This window comes from Dietzia sp. ANT_WB102 (assembly GCF_008369165.1).
Taxonomy (GTDB): domain Bacteria; phylum Actinomycetota; class Actinomycetes; order Mycobacteriales; family Mycobacteriaceae; genus Dietzia.
On record NZ_VOBA01000001.1, the window covers coordinates 340,335 to 365,618 of the forward strand.

Genomic DNA, 25,284 nt, shown 5'->3' on the forward strand with positions numbered 1-25,284 from the left:
CGGTGTGTCCCGTCGCAGCGGGGCACCCGTGGTGCCTTTTACAGGCCCGGTCGCCGGACGCTACTGCGTCGGCAGATCCGGGAAGGCGGTCTGCTGGTGGCCCCCGCGCAGGGTGCCGTCCACGTACGCCGCCCTGCACGCGCGGCGCGCGATCTTGCCACTGGACGTGCGGGGGATGGATCCGGCGGGGACCAGCAGCACGTCTTGGGCGGTGACGCCGTGCCGGGCCGAGATCGCCGTACGGACCGCGTCCGCGACGGGGACCGGATCCGCCTTGCCCGCGCCGGGCGCGCGCTCGGCGACCACGACGAGTGTCTCCGAGGAGTCATCGCCGGCGATCTCCGCGCCGTTACGCGCCTCCATCGGCAGCTGGTTAGCCGGCACCGAGAACGCGGCGACGAAACCCGGACGCAGTGCGTCAGACGCGCTCTGTGCGGTGTTCTCCAAGTCCTGCGGATAATGGTTACGGCCGGCGACGATCACGAGGTCCTTGACTCGGCCGGTGATGTACAGCTGACCGTCCACGTAGGCGCCGTAGTCCCCGGTGCGCAGCCACCGCGCGTCCTCGGGCACGGTCCCGAACTCGCGGACCGTCCGGGAGCCGTGCTCCAGGCGTTCGACGAGCGTGTTGCCGAAGGTGGCCTCGGTCTCTTCGGTGCGCCCCCAGTAGGCACGGCCGATGTTCGTGCCGTACAGCCAGATCTCGCCCACCCGGCCCTCGGGGAGCTCGCGACCGGTGCCGTCGTGCTCGCCGGTGGCCTCGTCGATGTTCGCATCGACAATGGTCGCCCACTGGCTCGGCGCGACGTAGCCACAGGCGACCTGCGGGATGGCGTCCTCGTTGCCCTCGACCTGCGACGGGTCGAGGACGGTCATGAGGCCCTTGTTGAGATCGGACCGATCCACATGGATGACGATCGCCTCGTCATCCCGGCGCGGCGAGGAGACGAAGAGTGTCGCCTCGGCCATCCCGTAGGACGGCTTGATGACGGTGGGCGCGAGTCCGTACGGCGCGAAGGCCTCGTTGAAGGCCCGCATGGAGGCTGGGGTGACCGGCTCCGAGCCATTGATGATGCTCGTGACACCGGACAGGTCGAGGGTTTCGCCCTCCTTGGGCAGTCCCCGGCGGGCGGCGTGTTCAAACGCGAAGTTGGGGGCCGCGGCGAACACTCCGTCGCCGTCGGACATGGCGCCCAGCTGCGAGACCCAGCGACCCGGGCGCTGCACGAACGCGCGGGGGCTCATCACCGTGATGGCGGCCCCGCCCATCGCGGGCAGGATCACCGTCACCAAGCCCATGTCGTGGAACAGCGGCAACCAGCTGACGCCACGGGACGCGCGGGTGAGCCCGAGCCCGTCGAACAACTGCATGACGTTGGTGACCACGTTGCGATGGGTGATCTCCACACCGGCCGGTACCCGGGTCGAGCCGGAGGTGTACTGCAGGTAGGCGATGTCGTCGGCGCCGAGGTCGGGTCGGGTCCACCCCGAGCCGAGCTCGGCCGGGATGGCATCGACGGCGACGGTGCGCGGGCGTTCGCGGGCAGGCAGTGACCGGAACAACGTGCGGACACCGGCTGCGGATTCGGTGGAGGTGAGGATGACCGCGGGTGCGCAGTCTGCAAGGACGGCGTGGAGGCGGTCGTGGTGACCGGGCTCGTCTGGGTCGAACAGGGGTACGGCGATGAGCCCGGCGTGGATCGCGGCGAAGAACGACACGATGTAGTCGAGCCCCTGAGGCGCGAGAATCGCCACCCGGTCGCCCGGCTGGGCGACTTGCTGCAGGCGGGCCGCGATGGCGTAGAGCCGGTCCCCGAATTGCGACCACGACAACTCGTGCACCTCACCTTGACGGGAGGCCGAGTAGTCGATGTAGCGGTAGATCAGCCCGTCTTCGGCTGGATCTCTGCGAGCGGCGGAGATATTGGCTTCGACGAAGTCGACGAGGGTGGTGCGATCAGGGATGACGATCGCCCCATTGGCGTCGTGGTACTGCTCGAACTCCACGTTGCTCCGTTCCGATCCGTCTTACGGTGGTCGACGTCGTCGACTACGGACATGCCGGGTGCCCTGACGACAAGCTTGGTCGATCCTACAGCGTGCCCTAGGGCACTTCCGAACTCCGAATCACCCGGTCCGCCAGGCGTGTCGCGCGCGGAGTCCGGAGAGGGGGCTCACGTGTCACTCGTGGGCGATCTCCGGGGCGGCGTCGACGAGCTCGCGCACATGTCCGATCGTCCATTCCGGGACCGTGGTTCCCATTATGACATCGGGGTTGGTGGCGTACATCGCGTGGATCGCGTTGTTGGCGATGAACTCCTGGAACCGCGCGGCTCCGTCCACCACGTTGACCGGGGCGTTGCAGATCAGATCGCGGGAGTCGCAGATCTGTGCGGTCCGGCCGGCGAGCTCGCCGAACCCTCCCGGGCGGGGACCGGTCATGGTGGCTCCGGCGATGAGCTGTGTGAGCCCGGTCGCCGGCTGCAGGGAGATCTCCATCCCCTGACCGTTGCCCGGCGCCAAGCCCGGCGACTGGCCGTCCCCCGGTAGCCGGCGCCCGTCGGCGATGAGGACGGAGCCACGAACCAGGTCGGCGGGCACGGGCCCGTTACCGTTGCCGATCTCGCCGGTGAGATCACCGGCGATCACCGCACCCTGGGAGAAGCCCAGAAGCACGAAGGAGGTGTACGGGCATCGCTCGTGCGTGCCCGCGAGTTCGGTGCGAGCACGGGCGGTGCCCTCCGCCCGGCTCTGGTCGTAGGTGATCTCGTTGGGCGCCTGCGGGTTCCGGAACTGGGCCACGTACGGGACGGTGAACACCTCGAGCCGCTCTTCCGGGTACTGCTGACTCAGCGGGTCGGTGATCGTCCGCAGCAGGGCGTTAGGCAGGAAGCTCGGGTTGTACGGGTCATCGGTCGGACTGCTCTCCCACGTTCCCGGCACGGCGATCATCTCCACGTCCGGGCAGTCCGCGGGCTGGGCGAGTTCAGGCTCCCCCGGGCCGGGCAGGGGCCCTTCGGGCCCGGTGGGTAGTCCCCGGTTCCCGATCCACCATCCGATACCCAGGACGAGCGCGACCACCAGCACGAGCGCCCCCAACGAGCACCCGAGACGGCGGCCGCTCCCACGACGCGATCGGCGAGCCACGATACGAACTCCTTTCTGGCCTCACCGCGCGAGAAGTGGCGGATGGCCGACGACCGGTCAACGCCCCGGGTGTCCCTCGGGTTCCGCCTACCCCGGGAGGGTGTCGGGACTCACTCCGCGATTTCTCGGGTTGTGCGGGGCGGGGCCTCCGGCCACTGCGAGGGCTACGGACAGAGCTGGCTCGCCGAGGCGTCCACGACCACTCGCGAGAGCTCGTCGACCTCGCGATCCGAGTAACCGCCCGCCGAGATCTGACCAGCGACCGCGTCGGCGATCGTGGTGGTCTCGTCGGCGGCGCCACCGGTCGTCCGGATGCGGCAGATGGTGTTCCCCGCGGCGACGAGCGAATCGGAGAGTTCCGAGGTTTCGATGCCCTGCTTCTCCAGCGCTGCGAGGTACCCGCGCTCCCGCGCACCGACGGCTGGGGCGGTGTAACCGGTGGCGTCCCGGTCGACTGGAGCGGGCGCCTCCGTGTAGCGGCCCGAGTCCTCGGTCGCGGGCACGCGTGACGCTCCGGACGTGACGCCGCCACCGGGGGGCGGAGCCAGTGTCTCCGAGTCGGGCACGCCGGAGACCGTCGAGTCGCCTCCACCGCACGCGGTGAGTACCCCGCCGGCGACGATCAGCGTGGCGGTGAGGGTCACCAACCGGGTTCTCACGACGAGATCTCCGCCTGGCCGCCGCTCACCGTGATGCGGCCGCCCTCGAACTCCATCACCTGACCGTCCCTCGTGTTGCGCAGCGGTCCAGTCGGGTAGCCCAGCCGTCCACGCTCGTAGTCGGCCGTGCCCCAGGCGTCGAACACCGGGCCACGCGGAACGACGTGCGCCCCGGTCCGCGGGGACCAGTAGATCGCGCCGCCCTGGAACCGGCTGAATGCGCCATTCCGGGTACTCAGCGCGATCTCGTCGGAGGTGGGGTAACCCAGCTCGGAGTTCTCGGCGCCGGCCTCGCGGTAGGTCTTGAGAATCTCGCCCTCGACGACCTTCGGGCCGGTCTCCTCCGACCAGTAGACGGTCCCACCCTGGAAGCCCTGGACGACACCCGGCTTATTGGGGTTGGTGATCTCATCGGTGGTCGGGTAACCGAGCTTGCCGCGCTCGGCGCCGCGCTCCTGCCACATCGCCCTGATGCCACCGCGGACGGCGTGCGCGCCGGTGGTGGGCGACCAGTAGATGACGCCATTCTGGAAAGTGGAGAACCGGCCACGGCCGTCCGGGGCGGTGGTCTCACCGGAGGTCGGCAGGCCGAGCACCCCGTCGGGCCCGCCCTCGGCTTGGAAGGCCGCACCGATCGCGCCGAGGACCGAGTGGGCGCCGGTCCGCTGGGACCAGAAGACTCGACCGAAGCGGAAGTCTGTCGCCTTGCCCCCGCGGACGTCGTACTCGCCGGTCAGGCACGGCCCGAGACCGGGCTGACGCTCTGCGAGGCGGGCGATCTCGCCCTCCGCCGCGCACGGCTTCTCGACGTTCTCGATCCCCATCGCGGTGGCGTACTGCGGCCACGCCTGGGTCATCTCGAACTGCCAGTACGGCCAGGTGTGCGTACCGGACGGCCGGAAGTTGGCGGTCACCTCGACCCCGTCGGCGCGGGCCCTGTTGACGAAGGTCTGGGTGGTCATCCGTGACAGCAACTCCAGGCCATAGCCGGGGAAGTTGGTGGGGATGTCCGGGAGCCCGGACGGTTGGTCCCAGGGGCCGGTGTTACCGCTGCCCGCGGAGACGTAGACGCTCTGCCCGCGCATCTTCTCGGTGTGGAGTTTGGGGTCCTGTTCCTGCCAGCGTGGGGAGCCGAGCGGGCCCCACATGTTCTCGGCGGGGTAGCCACCGGCGTCCTGCATGGCCACCTTCACGGCCTCGGGCATACCGAAGCTGGTGGTGTCGAGGAATCCCGAGTAGCTCGCGGCGAACTTGAAGTGCTCCGGGTAGCGCTGGGCGAGCATCATGGCGGCCGTGCCGCCCATGGACAGCCCGGCGACGCCGTGCTGGTCCCCCACCCGCCAGTCGCGCGCCAGCAGCGGCGGAAGTTCCTGCATGAGGAACGTCTCCCACTGGTATGCCGACCCCTTGGCGTCGGAAACCCAGTCCGTGTAGAAGCTCGACTCGCCACCGATGGGCAGGACGATGATCGCATTCTTGGCGTCGAAGAACTGCGAGATTTTTGTCTCCAGCGTCCAGCCGCTCGCGTCGTCCCGGGCACGGAGCCCGTCGAGCAGCAGCAGGGACGGGTAGGTGCGCTCGGGGTCCGCGTTCCACGCCGCCGGGAGCATGAGTTGCACCTGGATCGCCTGCTTCATGGCCGGCGACTGGACCCACAGCGCGACCCTGTTGGCGGATTTCCACTCGACCTTGTCGAGGCGGACCCCGGACGGCGGTGTCGACGGCACGCGCAGGGTGGGCGCCTCCGGAGCGTTGGCCGGGCTCTCGGCGGGGGTCGACCGCGCCGGGCTTTCCGCCGTGCTGGCCTGTCCCGGACTCGGCTGTGCCGGCGTCTCCTGCGCTGCGGCGACGGGAGGGAGGACGAGACCGGAGCCCACCACGGACGCCACGAGGGGAGCCGCGAGGAGGGAGGCCCACCGGGAACGGGGGCTCGCGTGTGCGCTGGGGGTCGCCATGAGTTGTTCTCTTCCTTGCCGCGTCGTGTCGCCGAATAGTTGGTGAGCGCGCGTCGCACCGACCCGCGCCATATGAACCGAGGCCCGGGTCCGTGGCGCGTCCGCGGGTTCCCCTCCCGCGGCCGAACCCGGCGGTCACACGCGACCGGGGCCCCGCACGAGAATCTACGCGCGGGGCCCCGGTGTGACGGGTGAGGACTCGCTGATGGGAGTCCGATTCGTCGGTTAACTCGGTGTCATCACCACGCGTGGGCCTTCATCACGTCGAGGATCTGCGCCGAGCGGGCCGCGATGAGGTCGTCGTTCCAGTAGCCCCAGCCGTGGATACCGGTGGTGCGGTATTCGAACGTGGCCTTATTCGGCGCCGCGTTCATGGTGTTCTGGAACGCCAGCGTCGAGCCACGCGACAGTCCTTCGAGGATGATGCCGTTGAACGTGTTGAACACGGCCTGCAGGCTGGAGGGTTGGTCGTACTGCCCCGGGATCGCGGATCCGGCGGTCACGTACATCGGGATGTTGCGCAGCTTGTCCGCGTTGAGCAGCGGGTCGTTCCGGCCCCACTGGGGCGAGCCGGGCAGGCCCCACATCGCGAACGGGTCGCACTTGCACTGGTCGAACATCGCAAGCGGGATCATGGTGTACATGCCCGGCGCGGTGGGGTTCATGTAGCCGGAGAACACCGACACCTGCTTGAACTGGCCCGGATGGTTGGCGGCGAGCGACGCGGCCGCGGAGCCGCCCATCGACAGTCCGGCGATGGCGTTGTTGTCGCGGCGGACACCGAAGTGGTCCGCCAGGTAGTTCGGCAGCTCCTTGGTCAGGAACGTCTCGTACTTGTACTCGAGCAGGTTGCCGCCCAGGTTGATGGGCCGCTCCCAGTCGGAGTAGAAGGAGACCTGGCCTCCGACGGGCATGACCAGGGTGATGTTGTCCTGCAGGAAGATGCGCTGCGCCTGGGCGTCGTGCGTCCACGCGTTCCAGTCGTCGCGCGCGCGCAGCCCGTCGAGCAAATATAGGCCGGCGTTGCCGCCGAAGCGCGCGGGCTGGACCTGGACCTTGATGGGCCGGTTCATGGACGGCGAGTGGACCGTACAGATCTGGACCCAGGAGGCGACCGGGTCCCAGTCGCAGCCGGGACGCAGCCAGTTGCGGAAACCAACCGGGTTCTCGTCACCACCGGCCGGCCGGAACGCGGCGGCGGCGGGCGGCGGGGCAGCCGAGCCCGCGGACCCGAGGCTGGCCGACGAGCCCTGCTCGGTCGCCTGGGCGCCGGCCAGGGCCGGGGCGCCGACGAGGAGCCCTGCGGCCGTCGCCAGTGCGGTGAGCCCGGCGGCGAACCTGCGCCGGAGGGTGGAGTGGGACATTCGTTGGTTCCTTTGTTCGTTCCTGGTGCCCAGGGGGGCATCGGTGACGTTCATCGGACCGGCCCCACCAGGGGAGGACCGGAACTGCGACATCGAGGTCATCGATACTGTCGCGCACTTTGGGACAGGTGTTACAGGTCGGGGACCAATTCGGCCCCCAACTGTTACCTTTTCGAGATAACAGTGAGCGCCAGACTACCGAGTCCCCTGGTACTTCTCCACATTCTCAGGCATCGGCAACCCGCACCGCTGCACCTCATACGCAGGGATTCTGTTGATCCGATACTCGGCGTATGAAAATGCATTTACCACGTTCGACCAACGTCGTTCCAGCGTCAACGGGGCTGAATACGACTCTATGAGCGCTTGCGTCGCCGGACACTGCAGCGCGACCTCGGCCTGGTTCACCCAGTTGACGTCAATCCACCGCGGGAAGTTGACCGGGTCCTCCACGACGCCGGTGCGGGCGAGCACCCAGTCGTAGGGCAGGAACTTGTCGTGCCCGATCCGACCGTCCTCCATGCGGTCCGTGTGCGCGGCCAGCGGAGAGGCCAGCCCCACGGTGTCGTAGACGCCCACGTCGAGGGGCAAGTTCATGCTGGTCATACCGAGGTTGAGGAACACGACCGTCTTGATCGGCTCCTCCGGGAGCTCGAACGGTCCCAGTCCGGGCATCGGCCGGTCGTAGGAGACCACGTCCCACCGGTCCTGGAACCCCGGCACCGGGAGGAAGACCGCGCCCGTCCGGTTCTGGTCGACGGACCGCACCAGCGCCCGCATCCGGGGGAAGTCCAGGTAGTCCTCGGCGAGCAACGGATGCTTGTGACCAGTCCGCTGGATGTAGAACTGTCGCTCATCGACGATCCCCGCCGCGGTGATCGACTCCGGCTTCTCCCGGAAGGGGTCCTCCGTGACCTGGATGGTCACCGCCCAGCCGACGACGACGAGCCACGCCACCACGGTCACCGGGACAGCCACCCGGCGCACCGAGGCGTCGACGGACCCGCGGGCAGGACCGACGGGAAGCGGTATCACCGAGACGGGCAGGAGGATGAGGAACAAGGACGGCAACAGCACGCGGCCGTGCATGAAGTCGCCGCCCACGCGGACGACGTAGAGCAACATCACCAGCGCCACCACGAGGAACACGGCCGTGACCACCGGGGTCGAGCGAACCCGGCGACGCAGTCGGAGCAGGCGGCTGCCCTCATCGTCGTCGTCCTCGTCGTTCGCCTCGCCAACCTCGCCGTCGTCGCCCTCGTTACCGCCAGCACCGCCCGGGGCCACTCGGGCCCACACGGCGATCACCCCCGCGACGAGGACCACCACGAGCGGCAACACCAGGGCGTAGGGCGCCAACAGGTCCCACAGGTACTCGGCACCCTTGTCCCACTTCGACCCGCCCGCGTCCTTGGCCACGGCCGTGAGCGGATACGGCAGGGCGTAGTACGACATCCGCCACACCTGATAGGCCACCGGAACCGCACCGGCGATGCCCACCAGCCATCCGAGGTGACGCCAGGACTGGGGGGCAGCGGCCATCAATGCCAGGAACGCCGCCGCCGCCAGCGCCATCTCGGGTCGCACAAGGGGGCCGAGACCGGCGACGAAGGCGACCGCTGCGGTGCCGATCGCGGGCAGTCCGAAGCGGCCCTCCCCGTGCGGGGCGCGCGCCCAGAGCTGCAGGCCCAGCCACATCAGGCCGATCCAGCAGATCACCAGGCCCGTCTCGAGCCCCGAACTCGCGAAATCGCGGGCAGGCGGCAACATGACGTAGATCAGCACCCCGAACGGCAGGAGCACCATCGGGCCCCCGGACGGTGCACGACGCGTGCCGCGGTACATCACCCGGGCGCCCAGCATCGCGCACACCACCGCGGCCATGCTCAGCGTGAGCGCCACACCGAGGACGACCAGTTCGAGCCGGTAGCCCACCACCTCGTGGGCGAAGTAGACGAGGTAGGTCCACAACGTGGAGGTGTTGGACTCGACCCGCTCCCCCGCGTTGAACACCGGACCGTTGCCGGCGATGAGGTTCCTGACGGTGCGTAGGACGATGAGGCCGTCGTCGGCGATCCACCGCCGCTGCCACGCACCGGCGAAGAAGATCGCCACCACCGCCACGACCCCGGACCAGAAAACCGCATCGGTGCGCCCGGCCCGGCGCGCCACCGTCACCTCCGACATCGTCCGGCCGCCGGACTCAGGAGATCGACGGGACGATATAGACGCCGATCACCACGGAGAGCACCCACAGGGCGGCGAGCACCTGCAGGACGCGATCGCCGAGAGCGATGTCCTCGGGCTCGCCCGCCTGCGCGGCATCGACGTCGACCGCATAGCGCAGGACGGCGATGGTGAACGGCACAATCGAGATCTGCAGCCAGATCGCCGACCTGGCCGGCTGCGTGGGGTCGGATCCGCGGTCGTAGGCCCACAGGGCGTAGCAGAGCACGAGCACCGTGGCCGAGAGCGTCCACACGAACCGCAGGTACGTGGGCGTGTAGCTCTCCAACGCCTTGCGGATCTTCGCGCCGGTCTTCAGGTGCAGGCTCAGCTCGGCGTACCGCTTACCGGCCGCCATGAACAGCGAACCGAACGCCATGACCAAGAGGAACCACTGCGAGATCTCGACCTCGGCGGCCGCGCCACCGGCGACCGCGCGCAGCAGGAAGCCGGAGGAGACGAACGCGATGTCGAGCACCGGCTGGTGCTTGAGCCCGAAGCAGTACATGAGCTGCAGAACGATGTACACGGCCACGACGATCGCCAGGGCCGAGTGCGCGAAGATCAGCGAGATGGCGATCGATGCAACGATGAGCACCACCGCCATGCCGTACGCGAGCCCCACGGGCAGGACACCCGCCGCGATAGGCCGGAACCTCTTGGTCGGGTGTGCGCGATCCGCCTCGACGTCCATCGCGTCGTTGATCAGGTACACGCTCGATGCGGCCATGCAGAACGCCACGAACGCGATGAACACCGAGAACAGGACCGTGCCGTCGGTAAGGGTCTGGGACCCAGCGGCCGCCGGCGCGGCGATCACGAGGACATTCTTGACCCACTGGCGCGGCCGGAGGGCCTTGATCATGCCCTCGAGGAGGTTCTTCGGGGGCGCGCCCTTGGCGCCCTCCTCCGCCTCGGCGATGTCGTCGATCTCGTTCGCCGTGTGCGGCTCGGCGCCGAGGAGGTGGTGATCTGTACCGCCCCGGGCTGCCGGCGCTCCGGAATGATCGGTCATCGCTTCTCCTCGGGATTCTGGGTGACGCGTGGGCTCGCCGCGCCGTCGCGAAGTGTTGCGGGCAACACGTCCTGGACGGCGTCGGATTCCCACACCACGCGGGTGAGCGCAGCGCAGCCTGCACCGACTGCGGCGCCGGCCAACACATCCGAAGGGTAATGGACTCCGAGCACCAACCTGGACGCCAGCATCACCGGCACGAGCGCCGGCGCCACCGGGACGCCGCTCACCGATCCCGCTAGCAGCGCGAACGCCGTGGTCGAGGTGGCGTGGGAGGACGGGAAACTCAGCGTCGAGGGTGTACCGACACCGACGGTCACGGCGGGGTGGTCCGGGCGTCGCCGTCGGACGACGCGCTTGACGACGACGGACGTGGCGTGTGCCCCGAAGGTGCCGACACCGACCATCGCCCACCGGCCACGGCGGCCCGGGTCGACCGCCATACCGGCCGCCGCGATCGCCATCCATCCCAGGGCGTGCTCGCCGAGATGGGACAACGTCACGGCCGCCTCGCGCGAACCCGGCACGGCCAGCAGTCGCCGCTGGACCGCCGACAACAGCCGGACCTCGCCGGTCGGCGCGGGGATCTCCACGGCCGCGGGCTCGGACCACACCGGATCAGGCATCGAAGACACGGCCCCAGGCCTCCTTGGTGACGAGTTCGGCGTGGGCCTCGCGGTAGCGGCGGCGCATCTCCGGGAAACGGCGGAACAGTTCGCGGTGCACGGCGACCGACTCCTTGAACAGGGCGGCGGCGAGATCGCGGTCGCGTTTGCGGTACACCACTCCGCGTCCGTCCGCGGTGGTGACAGTCGCCCCGTCGACCCGGCTGAGCGAGTACCAGCGGGCCTCGATCGGCGGGAAATTGGCCTGCGGCACCTCGTGGTGCGTCTTGTCGTCCTTGCTCAGCGTGTGCGCGAGGCCTCGGGCCAGCGCCACGGCCTTGCGGACCGGGCCCCGGGGCTCGGCGTGGATGCCGGCCGGGCCGCCCGACGGCGCGGGCAGGTCGACGGCCGACGGGATGACCACTGCGTCGGGGAACTCGAGGCGCATGGCGCGCACCTTGGGTAGGGCCGTGGGGAGAAGTTCAAATAGGGCCTCCGGGCCCCGCAAGAAATCACGGATGGCCTCGATCTGGATGGCCACCGTCGAATATTCTAGGCAGACGAGGTGTTTGACCAGCGCTTTGAGGCTGGACTGCATGATGCCCTTGTGGTCTCCGTCGTGGTACATCGAGGCCACCACCAGCCGATTGCGAAGGTGGAAGTACGCCTGCCAGTCGATAGCGTCGTCCTTGTCCGACCACGCCATGTGCCAGATCGCCACCCCGGGCATGGTGACCGTGGGGTGGCCGGCCTGTCGCGCGCGCAGCCCGTATTCCGCGTCGTCCCACTTGATGAACAGCGGCAGCGGCTGGCCGATCTTCTCTGCCACCACTCGTGGGATGAGGCACATCCACCACCCGTTGTAGTCCACGTCGATCCGGCGGTGCAGCGGCTTGGGATTGTCGCGGTCCGTCAGCTGGTAGGTGGAAAAGTCGTAATCGTAGTCCGCGTGCGGCGCGGCGGTCCACATGAAGTCGTGGGCGCCCACCACCTCACCCATGGTGTGCAGGTGGCTGCGTTCCTGCAGGTTGAGCATCTGCCCACCCACCAGCATCGGGACCGTGGCAAAGCGTCCAAAGGCCAGCGCACGCAGGATCGAGTCGGGCTCGATCTCGATGTCGTCGTCCATGTAGAGGATGTACGGCGAATCCGTCAGCCGCCGCGCCTCGTACATGATCCGGCTGTACCCACCCGAGCCGCCCAGGTTGGGCTGGTCGAAGATGCTCAGCCGGTCGCCGAGGAAGTCGGCCACCTCGGCGAAGCCGGGCTCGTCGCGGACCTTCCGGTCACCCTGGTCCGGCATGAGCACCGCGTCGATCACCGCGTCGACCTCGGGATCAGAGGTGAGGGCCCGCAGCGCGGCAACCGCGTCGCCCGGACGGTTGAACGTCGGGATGCCGATCGTGACCCGTCGGTCGTTGGGCACCTGCACCGCCGGGTCGGGCGTGCCGTCCGGGCCGGCGTCGGGGCGCGTGGCCGGTGCGTCGACCGAGGAGTACCAGCCGCCGGCGAGCAACTCGATGTCCGTGTCTGAGGTCAGGTCGAACCAGATCCACCCACCGTCCTCAAACGGGCCGAGGTCGCAGACGAACTCGACCGTCGTCACTTCGCCGGCGCGTCCCGGCTCCCCCACGACGTCACCGGTGATCGCGATGCGCGAACCATCAATCTTGGAGCGGTACAGGTCGACGCGGCCCGCGCCGCGCACGGTCAACCGCAGGACGACCTCACCGAGGATCGTCCAGCGCCGCCAGTACGCCGCGGCGAACGCGTTGAAGTATGTGGCGAACGAGACCTCGGAGTCAGCGCCGATGCTCAACGATGTCCGCGACGACGAATGCGCGCGCCGAACATTGGTGGGGGCCTCGGCGAGATAGAGCGAGCGGACGTCCGACGGCTCCCCCGCCCGCGGCAGGATGATGCGCTGGAGGCATTCCCGGCCACGTGGAGCGGCGAGCGCAGCGACCGATCGCTCGACCTCGTCGACCAGTTCGTGGTGGCCGTGGTGTTCCATATATGCCAGTCCCCGTCCCGACGGCCGGGGCCGCCCTCATCCACCTTGCTGTACCGACCGCATCCGCAGCGCGGGCACGAAAGCCGGGTCGATCGTACCCGGCGGGGCCCTCACGCTCAGCCCAGCACGCGCCGGGACCCACCCGGGCGGACGAAAGAAGTAGGTTCGACCCATGCACCTCACCGGATCCCCCCGCCGCCGCCCGACCGTTCGCACCGCCCTGGGACTGCTCGCCCTCGCCACTCCACTCGCACTCGCCGGGTGTGGCTCGGATGACGTGCCGGCCGACAATGCGACGGCCACCGGATCGACTGCGGCCGCGCAGTCCGAGTCCCGCGGATCCGCCGGGGGCGCCGCCGAGTGTCCGCCCGCCGAGGGCGCCGCCGAGCGCACGACGTCGTTCGACTCGGCCCCGCCGATGTGTCTGACGCCCGGGGTCGACTACTCGGCCGTCATCACCACCGACGCCGGTGCGGTCACCGTGGACCTGCTCGAGGAGAAGGCCCCCGAGACGGTGAACAACTTCGTGTTCCTGGCCCGCAACAAGTACTACGAGGGCATCACGTTCCACCGTGTCATTCCCGGCTTCATGATCCAGGGCGGCGACCCGGAGGGCACCGGCAGCGGCGGTCCGGGATACGAGTTCGCCGACGAACTGCCAAAGTCCGGCGAGTACGAGATCGGATCGATGGCCATGGCCAATGCCGGCCCAAACACCAACGGTTCCCAGTTCTTCATCGTCACGGGCGACTCCGGCGTCTCCCTGCCGCCCGACTACAGCCTCTTCGGCACGGTCACCGACGGGATGGACGCCGTCACCGCAATCGAGGACGACGGCAGCCCCCAGGGCCGGCCGACGACGTTGCACACGATCGAGTCGGTGACGATCGTCGAGGGCTGAGGCGCCCCGGGCCAGCACCCGTCAGCAGCCCGGCCGGGCGGCGCTCGGCAGGAGACCGGCCGGGCAGTCGGCCCCGGGCCTGGCGGGCGGGACGCCGACTCCACCGCCCCCGGATTCGCTGCACCCGTCGGCTTGCGCACCCAGAACGGTCCATTCCTCCCGCGCACCGCGGAAGAAACCGTGCACTGGGGGCGCGCAACCCTGAGTGGCAGGCGCGCTGTCGGGCGGGTGCGGAGCTAGTACCCGCTCGACCCGCCGCCGCCCGAGAACGAGGCGTTGGAGTAGCCAGTATTGGTGGAGCTCGACGCCGCCTGGGCCGCCTGCACGTCATGCGCGTGCCAGCTCGACACCACGTAGTAGGGCACGAACCCGTTGTATCCGTAACCTGCTCGCCAGTCCCGGTCGTACAGTCGCGGCGCGTGGCGATCTCCTGCGTCCTTCGCCGTTTCGACGCCCGCCATCTCGCGGGCCCGGATCGCCTCCACGACGAGCCGGTAGTCCACCACGAGCCGGGCGTAACGGTCCATGAAGTCGGCCGACCGGGTGTCCCGGGCCAGGTCGTCGGCCCGCGCGTCCAGGGCCCTGGCCTCGGCTGCCAGCCGCTCGTCCTTCGTCCCCAGCGCAGCCGCGAGCATGTCCTCGTGGAGGTCGCCGAGCTGGCGGCGGCGCACGTCGGAGTCGCCCTGCTCCATCCGGAAGAGCTGGTCAATGTTCTGCTCGGCCGCGAGCATCTGGTCGACAGTGGTGTGGGCGGTGTCGATGTCGCCGGCCTTGGCGCGGAACTCGGCGTCCGTGGAGTCCGGTCGCAGATCGCCTATCCGTCCCATGACGGTGTCCAGCGAGAGGAACCGGTCACGGACGTCCTCCCACTGCGATCGGAGCTCAGCATCGGCCAGTGGGGATCGCAGCGAGTTGGCGCGGACGTCCAGCCCGGTGAGTTCCCCTGCAATCCGCCCGTACTCGCGGGAGATCCGGTCGTAACGCTCCCTCGCCGTCGTCGCCTTCTTCTTACGGCTCGCCGCGACCCCGGCGCCGACCGCGCCCGCGGCAACGACCCCCGCCCCGCCCAAGGCCCACGGCAGCCACCCCGGTGCGCCCTCGGGCTCCGGCGCCAGCACGGTGGGATCGGCCGCCGCCTGCGCGCCCGAGAGCAGCCCGACCGCGTGATTCCCCCGCCGCATCGGGTCCTTCATCGCCTCGAGTGCTCCGTCGAGGTGACGCCCCTCGAACAGGTCTAGGGCGGCGCAGACGTCGTCGCCGCAGTAGATGCCGACCTTCCGCGACGAGGTGTCGTTGGCCACGATCAGCGTCCCGGGCGCCCACTTCTTCCGGTCGTCGGCCACCAGGTCCGGGCGCGCGTCCTGGGCGAACCGCTCGGTGGTGTCGTTGAGATTGTCACCGTCGTCGTCGAAGACCAGGTACTCGACCCTCGTCACCTGCAGGGGGAACGCAATCCGATCGGTCTCCCCGCGGAGGAGGTCTTGGTCGCCCGACGAGAGCACCCCGGCCCGGTCGGTGATGCCGACGTCGACCGCCCCGGTCTGGGCGGGCGCGGGTGCGGGTGCCTGGGCTTGGGCAGCGCCGACCTGGAACATGAAGAGCAGTGCTGCCGCCACGCCGCACCAGACCACGGCCAGATGAGAGGTGGGTAGGAACGTGATGCGCGTCATGGCCTCACCCTAGCGCTCGCCGGGAAGGCCGGGACTGCGTGAACGTGGGCGGCGCCAGCGGGCGACTTCCAGCCGAGAGCACCGACCGGATGCGCCCCGCCGGCGACGTTGGCCAAGGTCCGCAGCCGGCCCCACACCAGGCCCGGCGAGTGGTCGCAAATCCGCCTGCTCCGCCGTGCGGTCCTGGGAGAACGTGAGCGGGTATGACCACTCGCCGGGGTGGTGGAGATAGGGGTGGTCGGGGTGGTCGGGGTGGTGGGGGTCGGGGGGTGGGGTCGGGGTACCTGGGTCAGTCCGCGAGCGGGGCGCCATCGCGTAGGTGCGGCGCCAGCGTGTTGTCGAACATCGTCAGTGCCGACGCGATCGCCATGTGCATGTCCAGGTACTGGTACGTGCCCAGCCGGCCGCCGAAGAGGACCTTGTTGGCGGCAGTCTCGGCCTTGGCCCGCTCGCGGTAAGCGGCCAACCTCTCCCGGTCGGTGGATTCGTTGATCGGGTAGTACGGCTCATCGTCGCGCTCCGCGAAGCGGCTGTACTCGCGCATGATCACGGTCTTGTCCGTGGGGTAGTTCTTGCGTTCAGGGTGGAAGTGCCGGAACTCGTGGATGCGGGTGAACTCGACCTCGGCGTCGTTGTAGTTCATCACCGGGGTGCCCTGGAAGTCGCCGGTCGGCAGGACCTCGGTCTCGAAGTCCAGGGTGCGCCAGCCCAGCTCGCCGTCGGCGTAGTCGAAGTAGCGGTCCAGTGGGCCTGTGTAGACCACGGGCGCGTCTGGGCTCGCGGCACGCACGGCGTCGCGGACATCGAACCAGTCGGTGTTCAGCACCACGTCAATCTTCTCGTCGGCAGCCATGTTCTCGAGCCACGCGGTGTAACCGTCGACGGGCAGCCCCTCGTAGGTGTCTGAGAAGTAGCGGTTGTCGAAGTTGTAGCGCACGGGCAGGCGGGTGATGTTGCCGGCGGGCAGGTTCTTGGGGTCGGTCTGCCACTGCTTGGCGGTGTAGCCCTTGATGAAGGCCTCGTAGAGCGGGCGGCCGATCAGGGAGATGGCCTTCTCCTCGAAGTTGGCCGCGTTGTCGGCGGTGAACTCGGAGGCCTGCTCGGAGATCAGCTTCCGGGCCTCATCCGGGGAGTAGTAGCGGCCGAAGAACTGGTTGATCAGCCCCAGCCCCATAGGGAACTGGTAGGCGGTGTCCTTGTACATACAGAACACGCGGTGCTGGTAGCCGGTGAAGTCGGTGAAGCGGTTGACGTACTCCCACACGCGCTCGTTGGAGGTGTGGAATAGGTGCGCGCCGTACTTGTGGATCTCGATGCCGGTCTCGGGCTCGGCCTCCGAGTAGGCGTTGCCGCCAATGTGGTGGCGCCGTTCGAGCACAAGTACGCGCTTACCGAGCTCGGTCGCCGCCCGTTCGGCAACTGTCAGGCCGTAGAAACCCGACCCCACCACGATGAGGTCGTAGGTGCCCCACTGCCGTTCGCCTGCCATCACTTCGGGCCTTTCCGTTGTCCGTCGCGGCGGTTCGTCCGGGTGTAGTGCGCCCGAGACCACTCGCCTGTCCACACGCCGGTCGGCGCGGGTCCTTCGCTCAAGGGTATCCGGCGGGTGGGGGGTGGGTTCAGGGCACGCCGACGACGACGAGGAGGGCGACTTCTCGAACCGGCCGCGATGGCCCGCCCTGCAGGTCGAGGGTTTTCGCAGTCGTACGCCGGTTCGAAACTACATCCCTGTAGTCCCAAAATTCCCACCTTTACCACTTGGTTTCACGCGTTTCTTGACTAACATTGACCTCGTTCGTCACATTTGCCCCAGTGGACGCGTCTCGGCGCGGCCTTCGGGCAGTAGCGCCCCGCAGCCCGCAGCCGCGTGACACTGACATCTGATCTGGAGAAGCCCTTGAGAACACGACGCCGCCCCCTGTACGTCAGTGGTCGACGCCGCACCCTCGCCCTGGCGGTGGCGGTCGCGGCGTCCGTCGTCACGCCCCTCGCCGTGTACGGGGCGGACCAGGTCGTCCAGTCCGGCGACGGCATCGCCACCACCGCGGGCAGTGGTCTGCCGACCGCCGAGACCGAGGTCCCGCTGGGCGAGGCCCCGCCCGCCGTCGGCGTGGACACCGACATCGCCGCCGGCGGCGCCGCGGTCCGCGAGGTCACCTCCGAGACGCCGTTCTCGATGGTCGGCGTCACCTGGAAGGGTCACAAGCCCGAAGCCGTCGCTGCCGTGCGCGCCAAGAACCCCGACGGATCGTGGGGGCCCTGGTACGAGGCTGAATCAACCGACGGCGAGGGAGAGAGCGTCACTGGCACCGGCGGCACCGAGCCCGTCTTCCTGGGCACCGACACCACCGCGGTCCAGATCAAACTCTCCGGCGTAGACCTCGCCGATACTTCGCTGGCGGACGCACCCGAGGCCACGACCGAGGGCGATGAGAAATCCGACGCTCCGCGACCCGCACCCGCCGCCACTGAGCCCGCGGTCGACGAGTCGGCCGCCGATGCGAGCCGCTCCGAGGCCCCGCGGGCCGATACAGACGTCGCCGCCACCCGGGCCGCCGAGCCGCCCTCGCCGGCAGGCCCCTCATCCGCACCGGCACGGCCCGCGACGGCCAACACCCCACCGGTGCCGACCCGCTACGCGGACATCAAGCCGGTCGCCGAGAGTTCCGACCTCGGCGCCGAGTCGGTCAAGGCCGTCCTCATCTCCCCCGACAACACCCCGACGCCCGACCCCGACGCGTTCGCCGACATCACCGCCTCCGGCGGTACCGGTACCAACGGCGACATCGCGGCCAAGCAGCCGTCGATCATCTCGCGGGCCGGGTGGGGCGCAGACGAGTCGATCCGCTGCGGCGGCACCACCTATGACTCCTCGCTGGCAGCCGCCACCGTCCACCACACGGCGGGCAGCAACAACTACACCCGCGAGGGTTCAGCCAGCGTCGTGCGCGGGATATACACCTACCACGCACGGACGCTCGGATGGTGCGACGTCGGCTACAACGTGCTGGTCGACAAGTACGGTCAGGCTTTCGAGGGCCGCGCCGGCGGACTCAACCGCAACGTCCAGGGCGCCCACGCCGGCGGTTTCAACAGCAACACCTGGGGCATCTCGATGATGGGCGATTACTCGACCGTCGCCCCGTCCGATGCCACCATCCGCAAGGTCGGCGAGATCATCGGCTGGCGCCTGTCGGTCGCCGGTGTCGACCCCAAGGGTTCGGACACCCACTACTCCGAGGGCACCTCGTACACCAAGTACTCCTACGGAACCGCCGTCCGACTGCCGAACATCTTCGCCCACCGCGACGTCGGCCTCACCACCTGTCCCGGTAATTCGGGCTACGCCAAGATGGGCCAGATCCGCGACATCGCGGCCTCGTACGCCAAGGGCGGCGGAGGCGGCGGAGGCGGCGGAGGCGGAACTGCTCCGTCCACACCGAGCCCTGGCACCGGTGGCGGCGGGGGAGGCACCGGCGGCGGTGCCGGGAGCACCGAGTTCCCGTCTGTCACCCAGGGCAGCGTCCAGGAGGCCGTCACCACGGCCCTGCGGACCGTCCTCACCGGCGGCAAGCTCGACTCCGCGACCCTGACCCGCATCCTCACCGGCGGCAAGACCCTGGCCGACATCCCGTTCGATGCCGGCTCGGTGCAGGACGCGATCGGCGGCGACTTCTCGACGCTCGCCCAGCAGCTCGCCGGGCCGCTCGGGAAGGCCCTGTCTGGCATCCAGCGCTTCGGCAACGTCTCGCTGGTCAAGCACGAGAACGGTGCGCTGTACTCCTCCCCCGAGACGGGCACCCACCCGGTGTGGGGCGTGATCGGTGACGCGTGGGCCGCCCAGGGCTTCGAGCACGGCCCCCTCGGGCTCCCGGTGTCCGCGGAAGCCGAGCGGGCTGACGGGACGATCGCCCAGCGGTTCGTCGGCGGCACGCTGGTCTACGACCCGGCGACAAAGGAACTCTCGGCCGAGCCGAACCCCTGATCCCCGGCCGGGCGCCGCTCGAACGACGAGCGTGCGCCGGCCGACCAGACGTGCGGACCGGGTCCCACCAGGTGTGCCCGCCTCCCCCACCAGGGGCGGCGGGCACACCGGGGAAGTGGTGGGGACCGGTCCGCATCCTATCTGGGCGGGCCTGCCATCTCCCGGCGGGTCTGCCGTCAGCCGCTCAGCTCCACCAGCGACGCAGGACGTGCGCGAACCCCGCCTCGTCGTTGGTCAACGTGACTTCGTCGGCGGCGGCGTGCACGGCGGGGATGGCATTGCCCATCGCGACCCCGTGGTCGGCCCAGCGCAGCATCTCTAGATCGTTGGGCATGTCACCGAACGCGACCGTCACCGGCACCGCGGCGGTTGGGCTGGCTGCGGCAACCTCCGTGCCCGACACGATTCGGGACAGCCCGCTCGCCTTGGTGACTCCCCGGGCCGCGAACTCGATCAGCCCATCGGTAGTCGAGTAGGTGAGGTCGGCGAGGTGGTCCACCTCCCCTCGCAGGGCGGCCACCATGTCCGCGCTCGGCATACCCGGCACCCGGGCCAGCAATTTGAGCACCGGCTCGGAAAGGACCTCGTCATGGCCCACCTCGAGGTGAGCGGGGTGAATCCAGGCGTGGTCGTAGTCCGGGCTGGCCACAAAGTCGGCGTCTGCGGCGTCGGCGCCGAGGCGTTCGGCTGCGATCCCGCTACCTGGCAGTAGACGACGGAGCACGTCGTCGATCTCTGCGAGCGTCTCGGGATCGAGCAGACTCGTGGCCAGGAACTCGCCACTGTCGGTGTCCATGATGACGGCGCCGTTTGCACAGACGGCCAACGGCGCGATAGGCAACTGGTCGACCACCTGCGCCAGCCAGCGCGGGGGCCGTCCGGTGGCCAGGACGAACGTGGCACCGTCGGCAACCAGTTCTTCCACGACAGCCCGGTTCGCCGCCGGTACGAGGTGGTCGTTGTCGATCAGTGTCCCGTCGATATCGGAGGCGATAAACAGCGGCCTTGAGGGGGTCACGGAGCGTCCGGCCCCGCCGGCCCCTTCGGAACATCGGTCGCGTCGGCCCCGGGGTCAGCCGATTTCTGGGCGCGGCGACGCATGCGCTCGGCGTGTTCGGCCTCATCCAGTGCGGTGGCCTCCTCCAGGGTGGGGGCGGATCCACCGAGGCGGTGGGGCACCCAGGGGGCACCGACCGGGTAGGGGCCGTAACGCCGCGCGTACTCGTTCTGTAGCCGCTCGAGGGTGGCCTGCATCCTGGAGCGGACCTCCTCGGTGCACTCGTCGACGGGCTCGTACGGCGTCATCGGAGCGCCGACCTCCATCATGATGGGCACCTTCGGGCGCAGCAGCTTCTTGGGCAGGCCCTTGGTCCAGACTCGCTGGGAGCCCCACAGCGTGACAGTGATGATGGGGACGCCCGCGGCGAGCGCCATGCGCACCGCGCCGGACTTGAACTCCTTGATCTCGAAGCTGCGGCTGATGGTCGCCTCGGGGAACACACCGACGAGCTCACCGGCCTTGAGCCTCGCGACGGCCTCGTCGAAGGACCCCTTGCCTGCTGTGCGGTCCACCGGGATGTGCCGCAGCTCCCGCATGATCGGCCCGGACACCTTGTGGTCGAACACCTCGACCTTGGCCATGTAGCGGATGAACCGCTTGTGCACGCGCGCCGGGATGCCGCCGTAGACGAAGTCGAGGTACCCGGTGTGGTTCATCACCACCACAGCCCCGCCGACCTCGGGAAAATTGCGCTCCCCGCGAACAGTGAGGTCCAGTCCCTGGACCCTGAACAACATGCGGGCGAACCCGATGATCCCCGTATAGAGCAGCTCCACGGCCCCCAGCGTAGCGGCCCGCCACGACAGACGGCCGACCCTGCCGGTAGGTTCGGCGCCGTGAACGACGATGCCCCCTTCGATTCGGTCGACCCGGCCGCGCGACGCCGCCATTACTCATGGCCCGCCCGTCCGGCGGCCGGCGACCGCGCCCACCACGCGGGCCTGGACGCACTGCACCGGATCATCGACGGCGAGCGGCACCTCTCCCCCGGCGCGCACACGCTCGGTGTCCGGCTCGCCGCGGCCGAGGAGGGCGCGGTGACCATGACTGCCGAGCCCGCCGAATGGGCACTGAACAACGGCGGGACGGTCCACGGCGGGATCGTCTCGGGGTGGGTGGACACGGCGCTCGGGTACGCCACGGCGTCGATCGTGGACGAGGGCGTGGGTTACAGCACCCTGGATCTGACCGTGCGATACATCCGGGCGCTGCGGCTGGAAAAGACGCCCGCCACGCTCCGCGCCGAGGTCGAACACGCGGGCCGGTCGACGTGCGTGGTGCAGGTCCGGGTCACGGACACCGACGGTCGCACGTGCGCCAGCGCGAGCGGCGTCATGATGCTCTTCCGTCCCTGACCGGCTACCTGTCCTGCGCCGGACCTGCCGGTCAGCGCACCGGCTCGAGCACGTCCTTGCCGACGAACGGGCGCAGGGCCTCGGGGACCACCACGGACCCGTCGGCCTGCTGGTGGTTCTCCAGGATCGCGACCAGCCACCGAGTGGTGGCCAGCGTGCCGTTGAGGGTGGCGGCGGTCTGCGTCCGCCCCTCCTCGTCGCGGTAGCGCACCCCCAGCCGACGGGCCTGGAAGGTCGTGCAGTTGGAGGTCGACGTGAGCTCCCGGTAGGTGCCCTGCGTGGGGACCCACGCCTCGCAGTCGTACTTTCGAGCGGCCGAGGAGCCCAAGTCGCCACCGGCGATGTCGACGACGCGGAACGGCAGGCCCATCGCCTCGAGCATCTCCTTCTCGAAGCCGAGCAGGCGCTTGTGCTCCTCGCGCGCCTCTTCGGGCTTGCACCAGGAGAACATCTCCACCTTGTCGAACTGGTGGACGCGGATGATGCCGCGGGTGTCCTTGCCGTGACTGCCGGCCTCGCGGCGGAAGCAGGAGGACCAGCCGCAGTAGCGCTTGGGCCCGTCGGACAGGTCGAGGATCTCGCCCTGGTGGTAGCCGGCGAGGGCGACCTCGGAGGTGCCGACCAGGTAGAGATCGTCGGCCTCGAGCCGGTAGACCTCGTCGGCGTGGGCGCCGAGGAATCCGGTGCCCTGCATGATCTCGGGCCGCACCAGCACGGGCGGGATCATCATGGTGAAGCCGTTGGCGGTGGCCTTCTGGGCGGCCAGCTGCAGCATGCCGAGCTGGAGGAGGGCGCCGTAGCCGGTGAGGAAGTAGAAGCGGGCGCCGGAGACCTTGGCGCCGCGCTCCATGTCGAGCAGTCCCAGACTCTCGCCCAGCTCGAGGTGGTCCTTCGGCTCGAAGTCGAAGGTCGGGATCTCGCCGACGCGCTCGATCTCCACGAAGTCGTCCTCGCCGCCGGCGGGAGTGCCCTCCTCGACGACGTTGGACAGTAATCGCTGCAGCCGGTCGACCTCTGCCGCCGCGGTCTTCTCGGCCTCTTCGGCGTCCTTGACTGCTTGTTTCAGCGCACCTGCGGCTTCGAGCAGCGTGGGGCGGTCCTCCGGCGCGGCCTGTCCGACCTTTTTGCCGTGGGCCTTCTGCTCGGCGCGGGCACCGTCCGCGGCCGCGATCGAGGACCGGCGGGCCTCGTCGGCGGCGAGTAGCTGGTCGACCAGCGACGGGTCCTCGCCACGGGTGCGCTGGGAGTCGCGGACGACGTCGGGATTCTCGCGGAGCAGCTTGAGATCGATCACGCACCTCAGCCTAGCGGCCCCGCACGATGGTCCCGATCTGCGACCGCGCGCCCCGGCCGATCAGACGCCGAACAGTTCCAGAAAAGCGTCCTTCTCGAACATGCGTGCCGTGTCGATCGCGGTGGGCGTTCCGCCGTAGGGGTCCGCACCGGCCTCGAAGAGCGCGCGGACGATCTCGCCGTAACCCTTGAATACCGCACCAGCGAGCGGCGTCTGGCCCCGGTCGTTGGCGCGATCCACGTCCGCACCGCGCGTGAGCAGTGCGCGGACGGTGTCCGGATGACCGTTGTAGGCGGCGAGCATCAGCAGCGCGTCGCCCCGCTCGTTGGTCAGGTCGGGGCTAACCCCGGCGTCGACGTACGCCGCCAGCCGCTCCGTTTCACCCTCGCGGGCCAGCTGGAACAGCATCTGCGCGAATTCGAGGACCTCCGGGTCCACGCCCTCCCGCGGCGAGCGCACGTCGCCGTCCGCACCGGCTCGCTCGTCGTGGTTCTGTCCGCTCATGCACTGGATCCTATCGGGACGGCGTGGTTGCGGCATCATGGAAGCGATGAGCACTACTACCCGATCGTCGCGCCGTGGTCGATCGCTGCTCCGCACGCGGGGCGCGGTCATGGCCTCGCTCCTCGCCGTCCTGTCCGGCGGGGCGGTCACCGGCGCCCTCATGGCGTCGGCCATCAACGATCCCCACTCGAAAAGCTCCGAGCGCATAGCGGCGGTCGTGCCCCAAGTCGATCCGCGCACCCTGTCCGGACCCGCGTACGCGGACGCCACGCCGGGCACCTGCCTCACCTGGTCGATCGACGCCGCGGACCGCGTCACCTCGTTCGACACCGTCAACTGTGCCGAGCCGCACCGGTTCGAGGTGGCGGGTCGGATCGACCTCTCGGGGGTCCCCGGCTTCGGGGAGGCCGCGCCACTGCCGGTCAGCGCCGAGCTGGCGCCGGTGGGCACGAACCGCTGTCTGCCGCTGGTGGCCAGTTACGCCGGCGGACGCGAGGTCGACCCCGAGGGGAGGTTCACCGGGCTCGTGGTGCCGCCGTCCGAACAGGGGTGGAACAAGGGTGACCGGAGCGTGCTGTGCGGTATCGCCGCCGCTGAGCTCGACGGTCGCTCCGCCCTGTCGACGGGAACATTCGCCCGGGCCGACCAGCACCGCCGGTGGGATCCGGGCACCTGCCTGGGCTTCACCGACGAGGGCCTGCCCGGCGCGACCACGCCCTGTTCGGAGGACCACTCGATCGAGATCGTCGCCGACATCGACGTCTCCGGCGTATTCCCGGAGGGGCCAGTCCCCCCGGATCCACGCCAGCAGTCCGAGCTCACCGCCGACGCCTGCCGGGAGGCCGGCGTCGCCTACCTCGGTGAGGCCGAGGCGCTACGCCAGACGACCCTCATCTCCACGCTGGTCAACCCGATCTCGGAGGTCTCCTGGCAGACCGGTAGCCGAACCGTCAACTGCGGGTTGATGAAGGCCGCGGAGCCCGGCCCGTTCGCGGTACTGCGGGGGTCGGCTCGGCAGGGCGTGCTGATCGACGGGGCCACCCCGGTCGCGCCCACCACCACCCAGATACCGCCGCCGGGTCAGCCGCCGGGGGGCGTCCCCGGAGCCCCGACCGACACGGGCCAGGGCACGGTGTCGGTGCCGGTGCCCGGCGGGACGCCGTGAGCCTCACCGTTGACGAGACGCGCTTCGAGGAACTGGTGGACGACGCCTTGGACTCCGTCCCCGATGCGCTGTTCGCGGCGATGGACAACGTCGTCGTCCTCATCGCCGACCGCCACCCGGACGAGCCCGACCTGCTGGGCCTGTACGAGGGGGTGGCGCTGACCGAACGCGACACCACCTACTCAGGATTCCTGCCGGACACCATCACGATCTACCGGGGCGCGCTGTGCGCGTTCTGCTCCACAGAGGAAGAACTGGTCCACGAAGTGGCGGTGACGGTGATCCACGAGATCGCGCACCACTTCGGGATCGACGAGCAGACCCTCCACGAGCTCGGCTGGGGGTGAGCCGCCCGGGCCCGTCCG

Annotated in this window: 20 protein-coding genes; 5 read left to right on the top strand and 15 right to left on the bottom strand. The window is 69.4% G+C overall.

What is annotated here, in order from left to right:
- Window positions 1-60: 60 nt before the first annotated feature.
- The 9 genes from fadD32 to FQ137_RS01590 all read right to left on the bottom strand — a co-directional run bounded on the left by fadD32 (window position 61) and on the right by FQ137_RS01590 (window position 12,985).
- Entirely contained in the window at window positions 61-2,007 is a 1,947-nt protein-coding gene (gene fadD32 / locus FQ137_RS01550) for a long-chain-fatty-acid--AMP ligase FadD32 (protein ID WP_149290829.1), read from the bottom strand.
- 174 nt (window positions 2,008-2,181) lie between these two features.
- The gene (locus FQ137_RS01555; protein ID WP_149290830.1) at window positions 2,182-3,147 is read right to left on the bottom strand and encodes a cutinase family protein; all 966 of its coding nucleotides are present in this window, start codon (window positions 3,145-3,147) and stop codon (window positions 2,182-2,184) included.
- A 164-nt stretch (window positions 3,148-3,311) separates the two neighbouring features.
- On the bottom strand, window positions 3,312-3,806 hold the full coding sequence (locus FQ137_RS01560; RefSeq protein WP_149290831.1) for a DUF732 domain-containing protein: 495 nt from the start codon (window positions 3,804-3,806) through the stop codon (window positions 3,312-3,314).
- Entirely contained in the window at window positions 3,803-5,761 is a 1,959-nt protein-coding gene (locus tag FQ137_RS01565; protein ID WP_149290832.1) for an alpha/beta hydrolase-fold protein, read from the bottom strand. Before FQ137_RS01565 ends, FQ137_RS01560 begins: the two co-directional genes overlap by 4 nt.
- Window positions 5,762-6,000: 239 nt before the next feature.
- Entirely contained in the window at window positions 6,001-7,125 is a 1,125-nt protein-coding gene (locus tag FQ137_RS01570; protein ID WP_149290833.1) for an alpha/beta hydrolase family protein, read from the bottom strand.
- A gap of 195 nt (window positions 7,126-7,320) precedes the next feature.
- On the bottom strand, window positions 7,321-9,312 hold the full coding sequence (gene zomB, locus FQ137_RS01575) for a flagellar motor control protein ZomB (RefSeq protein ID WP_149290834.1): 1,992 nt from the start codon (window positions 9,310-9,312) through the stop codon (window positions 7,321-7,323).
- A gap of 16 nt (window positions 9,313-9,328) precedes the next feature.
- Complete coding sequence (locus FQ137_RS01580) at window positions 9,329-10,366, bottom strand: decaprenyl-phosphate phosphoribosyltransferase (protein ID WP_149290835.1); 1,038 nt, start codon at window positions 10,364-10,366, stop codon at window positions 9,329-9,331.
- On the bottom strand, window positions 10,363-10,992 hold the full coding sequence (locus tag FQ137_RS01585) for a phosphatase PAP2 family protein (RefSeq protein WP_149292568.1): 630 nt from the start codon (window positions 10,990-10,992) through the stop codon (window positions 10,363-10,365). The genes FQ137_RS01580 and FQ137_RS01585 overlap by 4 nt, the downstream gene beginning before the upstream one ends.
- Window positions 10,985-12,985 carry a glycosyltransferase gene (locus FQ137_RS01590; RefSeq protein ID WP_149290836.1) on the bottom strand — a complete coding sequence of 667 codons (2,001 nt, stop codon included), beginning with the start codon at window positions 12,983-12,985 and terminating at the stop codon, window positions 10,985-10,987. The genes FQ137_RS01585 and FQ137_RS01590 overlap by 8 nt, the downstream gene beginning before the upstream one ends.
- 172 nt (window positions 12,986-13,157) lie before the next feature.
- Between FQ137_RS01590 and FQ137_RS01595 the strand changes: the two genes are divergently transcribed.
- Complete coding sequence (locus FQ137_RS01595; protein WP_149290837.1) at window positions 13,158-13,886, top strand: peptidylprolyl isomerase; 729 nt, start codon at window positions 13,158-13,160, stop codon at window positions 13,884-13,886.
- Window positions 13,887-14,122: 236 nt separating this feature from the next.
- Here the strand turns inward: FQ137_RS01595 and FQ137_RS01600 are convergent, their stop codons facing one another.
- Together FQ137_RS01600 and glf are read right to left on the bottom strand one after the other, a co-directional pair.
- On the bottom strand, window positions 14,123-15,556 hold the full coding sequence (locus FQ137_RS01600) for a DUF5129 domain-containing protein (protein ID WP_149290838.1): 1,434 nt from the start codon (window positions 15,554-15,556) through the stop codon (window positions 14,123-14,125).
- A gap of 289 nt (window positions 15,557-15,845) precedes the next feature.
- Window positions 15,846-17,045, bottom strand: a complete 1,200-nt coding sequence (glf, locus tag FQ137_RS01605) for a UDP-galactopyranose mutase (protein WP_149290839.1) — start codon at window positions 17,043-17,045, stop codon at window positions 15,846-15,848.
- Between the two features lie 408 nt (window positions 17,046-17,453).
- Here glf and FQ137_RS01610 point away from each other — a divergent pair, with 408 nt between their 5' ends.
- A complete protein-coding gene (locus FQ137_RS01610; protein ID WP_255583334.1) occupies window positions 17,454-19,541 on the top strand; it encodes an N-acetylmuramoyl-L-alanine amidase in 2,088 nt (695 codons plus the stop codon).
- 184 nt (window positions 19,542-19,725) lie between these two features.
- On the opposite strand, the gene FQ137_RS01615 is transcribed toward FQ137_RS01610, so the two are convergent.
- Window positions 19,726-20,559, bottom strand: a complete 834-nt coding sequence (locus FQ137_RS01615; protein ID WP_149290840.1) for an HAD family hydrolase — start codon at window positions 20,557-20,559, stop codon at window positions 19,726-19,728.
- Window positions 20,556-21,377, bottom strand: coding sequence for a 1-acyl-sn-glycerol-3-phosphate acyltransferase (locus FQ137_RS01620; RefSeq protein ID WP_255583336.1), 822 nt, complete (start codon window positions 21,375-21,377; stop codon window positions 20,556-20,558). Before FQ137_RS01620 ends, FQ137_RS01615 begins: the two co-directional genes overlap by 4 nt.
- Window positions 21,378-21,437: 60 nt before the next feature.
- Here FQ137_RS01620 and FQ137_RS01625 point away from each other — a divergent pair, with 60 nt between their 5' ends.
- Complete coding sequence (locus FQ137_RS01625) at window positions 21,438-21,956, top strand: PaaI family thioesterase (RefSeq protein WP_149290841.1); 519 nt, start codon at window positions 21,438-21,440, stop codon at window positions 21,954-21,956.
- 31 nt (window positions 21,957-21,987) lie between these two features.
- Here FQ137_RS01625 and serS read toward each other — a convergent pair whose 3' ends face one another.
- Window positions 21,988-23,250 (bottom strand): serine--tRNA ligase, encoded by a 1,263-nt coding sequence (gene serS, locus FQ137_RS01630; RefSeq protein ID WP_149290842.1) that lies wholly within the window; start codon window positions 23,248-23,250, stop codon window positions 21,988-21,990.
- A gap of 60 nt (window positions 23,251-23,310) precedes the next feature.
- Window positions 23,311-23,754, bottom strand: coding sequence for an ankyrin repeat domain-containing protein (locus tag FQ137_RS01635; RefSeq protein ID WP_149290843.1), 444 nt, complete (start codon window positions 23,752-23,754; stop codon window positions 23,311-23,313).
- A gap of 46 nt (window positions 23,755-23,800) precedes the next feature.
- Here FQ137_RS01635 and FQ137_RS01640 point away from each other — a divergent pair, with 46 nt between their 5' ends.
- Both FQ137_RS01640 and FQ137_RS01645 read left to right on the top strand, forming a co-directional pair.
- Window positions 23,801-24,919: a septum formation family protein gene (locus tag FQ137_RS01640; RefSeq protein ID WP_255583339.1), complete on the top strand. Its 1,119-nt coding sequence runs from the start codon at window positions 23,801-23,803 to the stop codon at window positions 24,917-24,919.
- A complete protein-coding gene (locus tag FQ137_RS01645) occupies window positions 24,916-25,266 on the top strand; it encodes a metallopeptidase family protein (RefSeq protein ID WP_149290844.1) in 351 nt (116 codons plus the stop codon). The genes FQ137_RS01640 and FQ137_RS01645 overlap by 4 nt, the downstream gene beginning before the upstream one ends.
- The last annotated feature ends 18 nt before the right edge of the window (window positions 25,267-25,284 follow it).

Excerpts from the sequence above, each read along its gene's own strand:
- FQ137_RS01565 (WP_149290832.1), bottom strand. The coding sequence starts at position 5,761 with ATGGCGACCCCCAGCGCACACGCGAGCCCCCGTTCCCGGTGGGCCTCC.
- FQ137_RS01570 (WP_149290833.1), bottom strand. The coding sequence starts at position 7,125 with ATGTCCCACTCCACCCTCCGGCGCAGGTTCGCCGCCGGGCTCACCGCA.
- zomB (WP_149290834.1), bottom strand. The coding sequence starts at position 9,312 with ATGTCGGAGGTGACGGTGGCGCGCCGGGCCGGGCGCACCGATGCGGTT.
- FQ137_RS01580 (WP_149290835.1), bottom strand. The coding sequence starts at position 10,366 with ATGACCGATCATTCCGGAGCGCCGGCAGCCCGGGGCGGTACAGATCAC.
- FQ137_RS01585 (WP_149292568.1), bottom strand. The coding sequence starts at position 10,992 with ATGCCTGATCCGGTGTGGTCCGAGCCCGCGGCCGTGGAGATCCCCGCG.
- FQ137_RS01590 (WP_149290836.1), bottom strand. The coding sequence starts at position 12,985 with ATGGAACACCACGGCCACCACGAACTGGTCGACGAGGTCGAGCGATCG.
- FQ137_RS01595 (WP_149290837.1), top strand. The coding sequence starts at position 13,158 with ATGCACCTCACCGGATCCCCCCGCCGCCGCCCGACCGTTCGCACCGCC.
- FQ137_RS01600 (WP_149290838.1), bottom strand. The coding sequence starts at position 15,556 with ATGACGCGCATCACGTTCCTACCCACCTCTCATCTGGCCGTGGTCTGG.
- glf (WP_149290839.1), bottom strand. The coding sequence starts at position 17,045 with ATGGCAGGCGAACGGCAGTGGGGCACCTACGACCTCATCGTGGTGGGG.
- FQ137_RS01635 (WP_149290843.1), bottom strand. The coding sequence starts at position 23,754 with ATGAGCGGACAGAACCACGACGAGCGAGCCGGTGCGGACGGCGACGTG.
- FQ137_RS01640 (WP_255583339.1), top strand. The coding sequence starts at position 23,801 with ATGAGCACTACTACCCGATCGTCGCGCCGTGGTCGATCGCTGCTCCGC.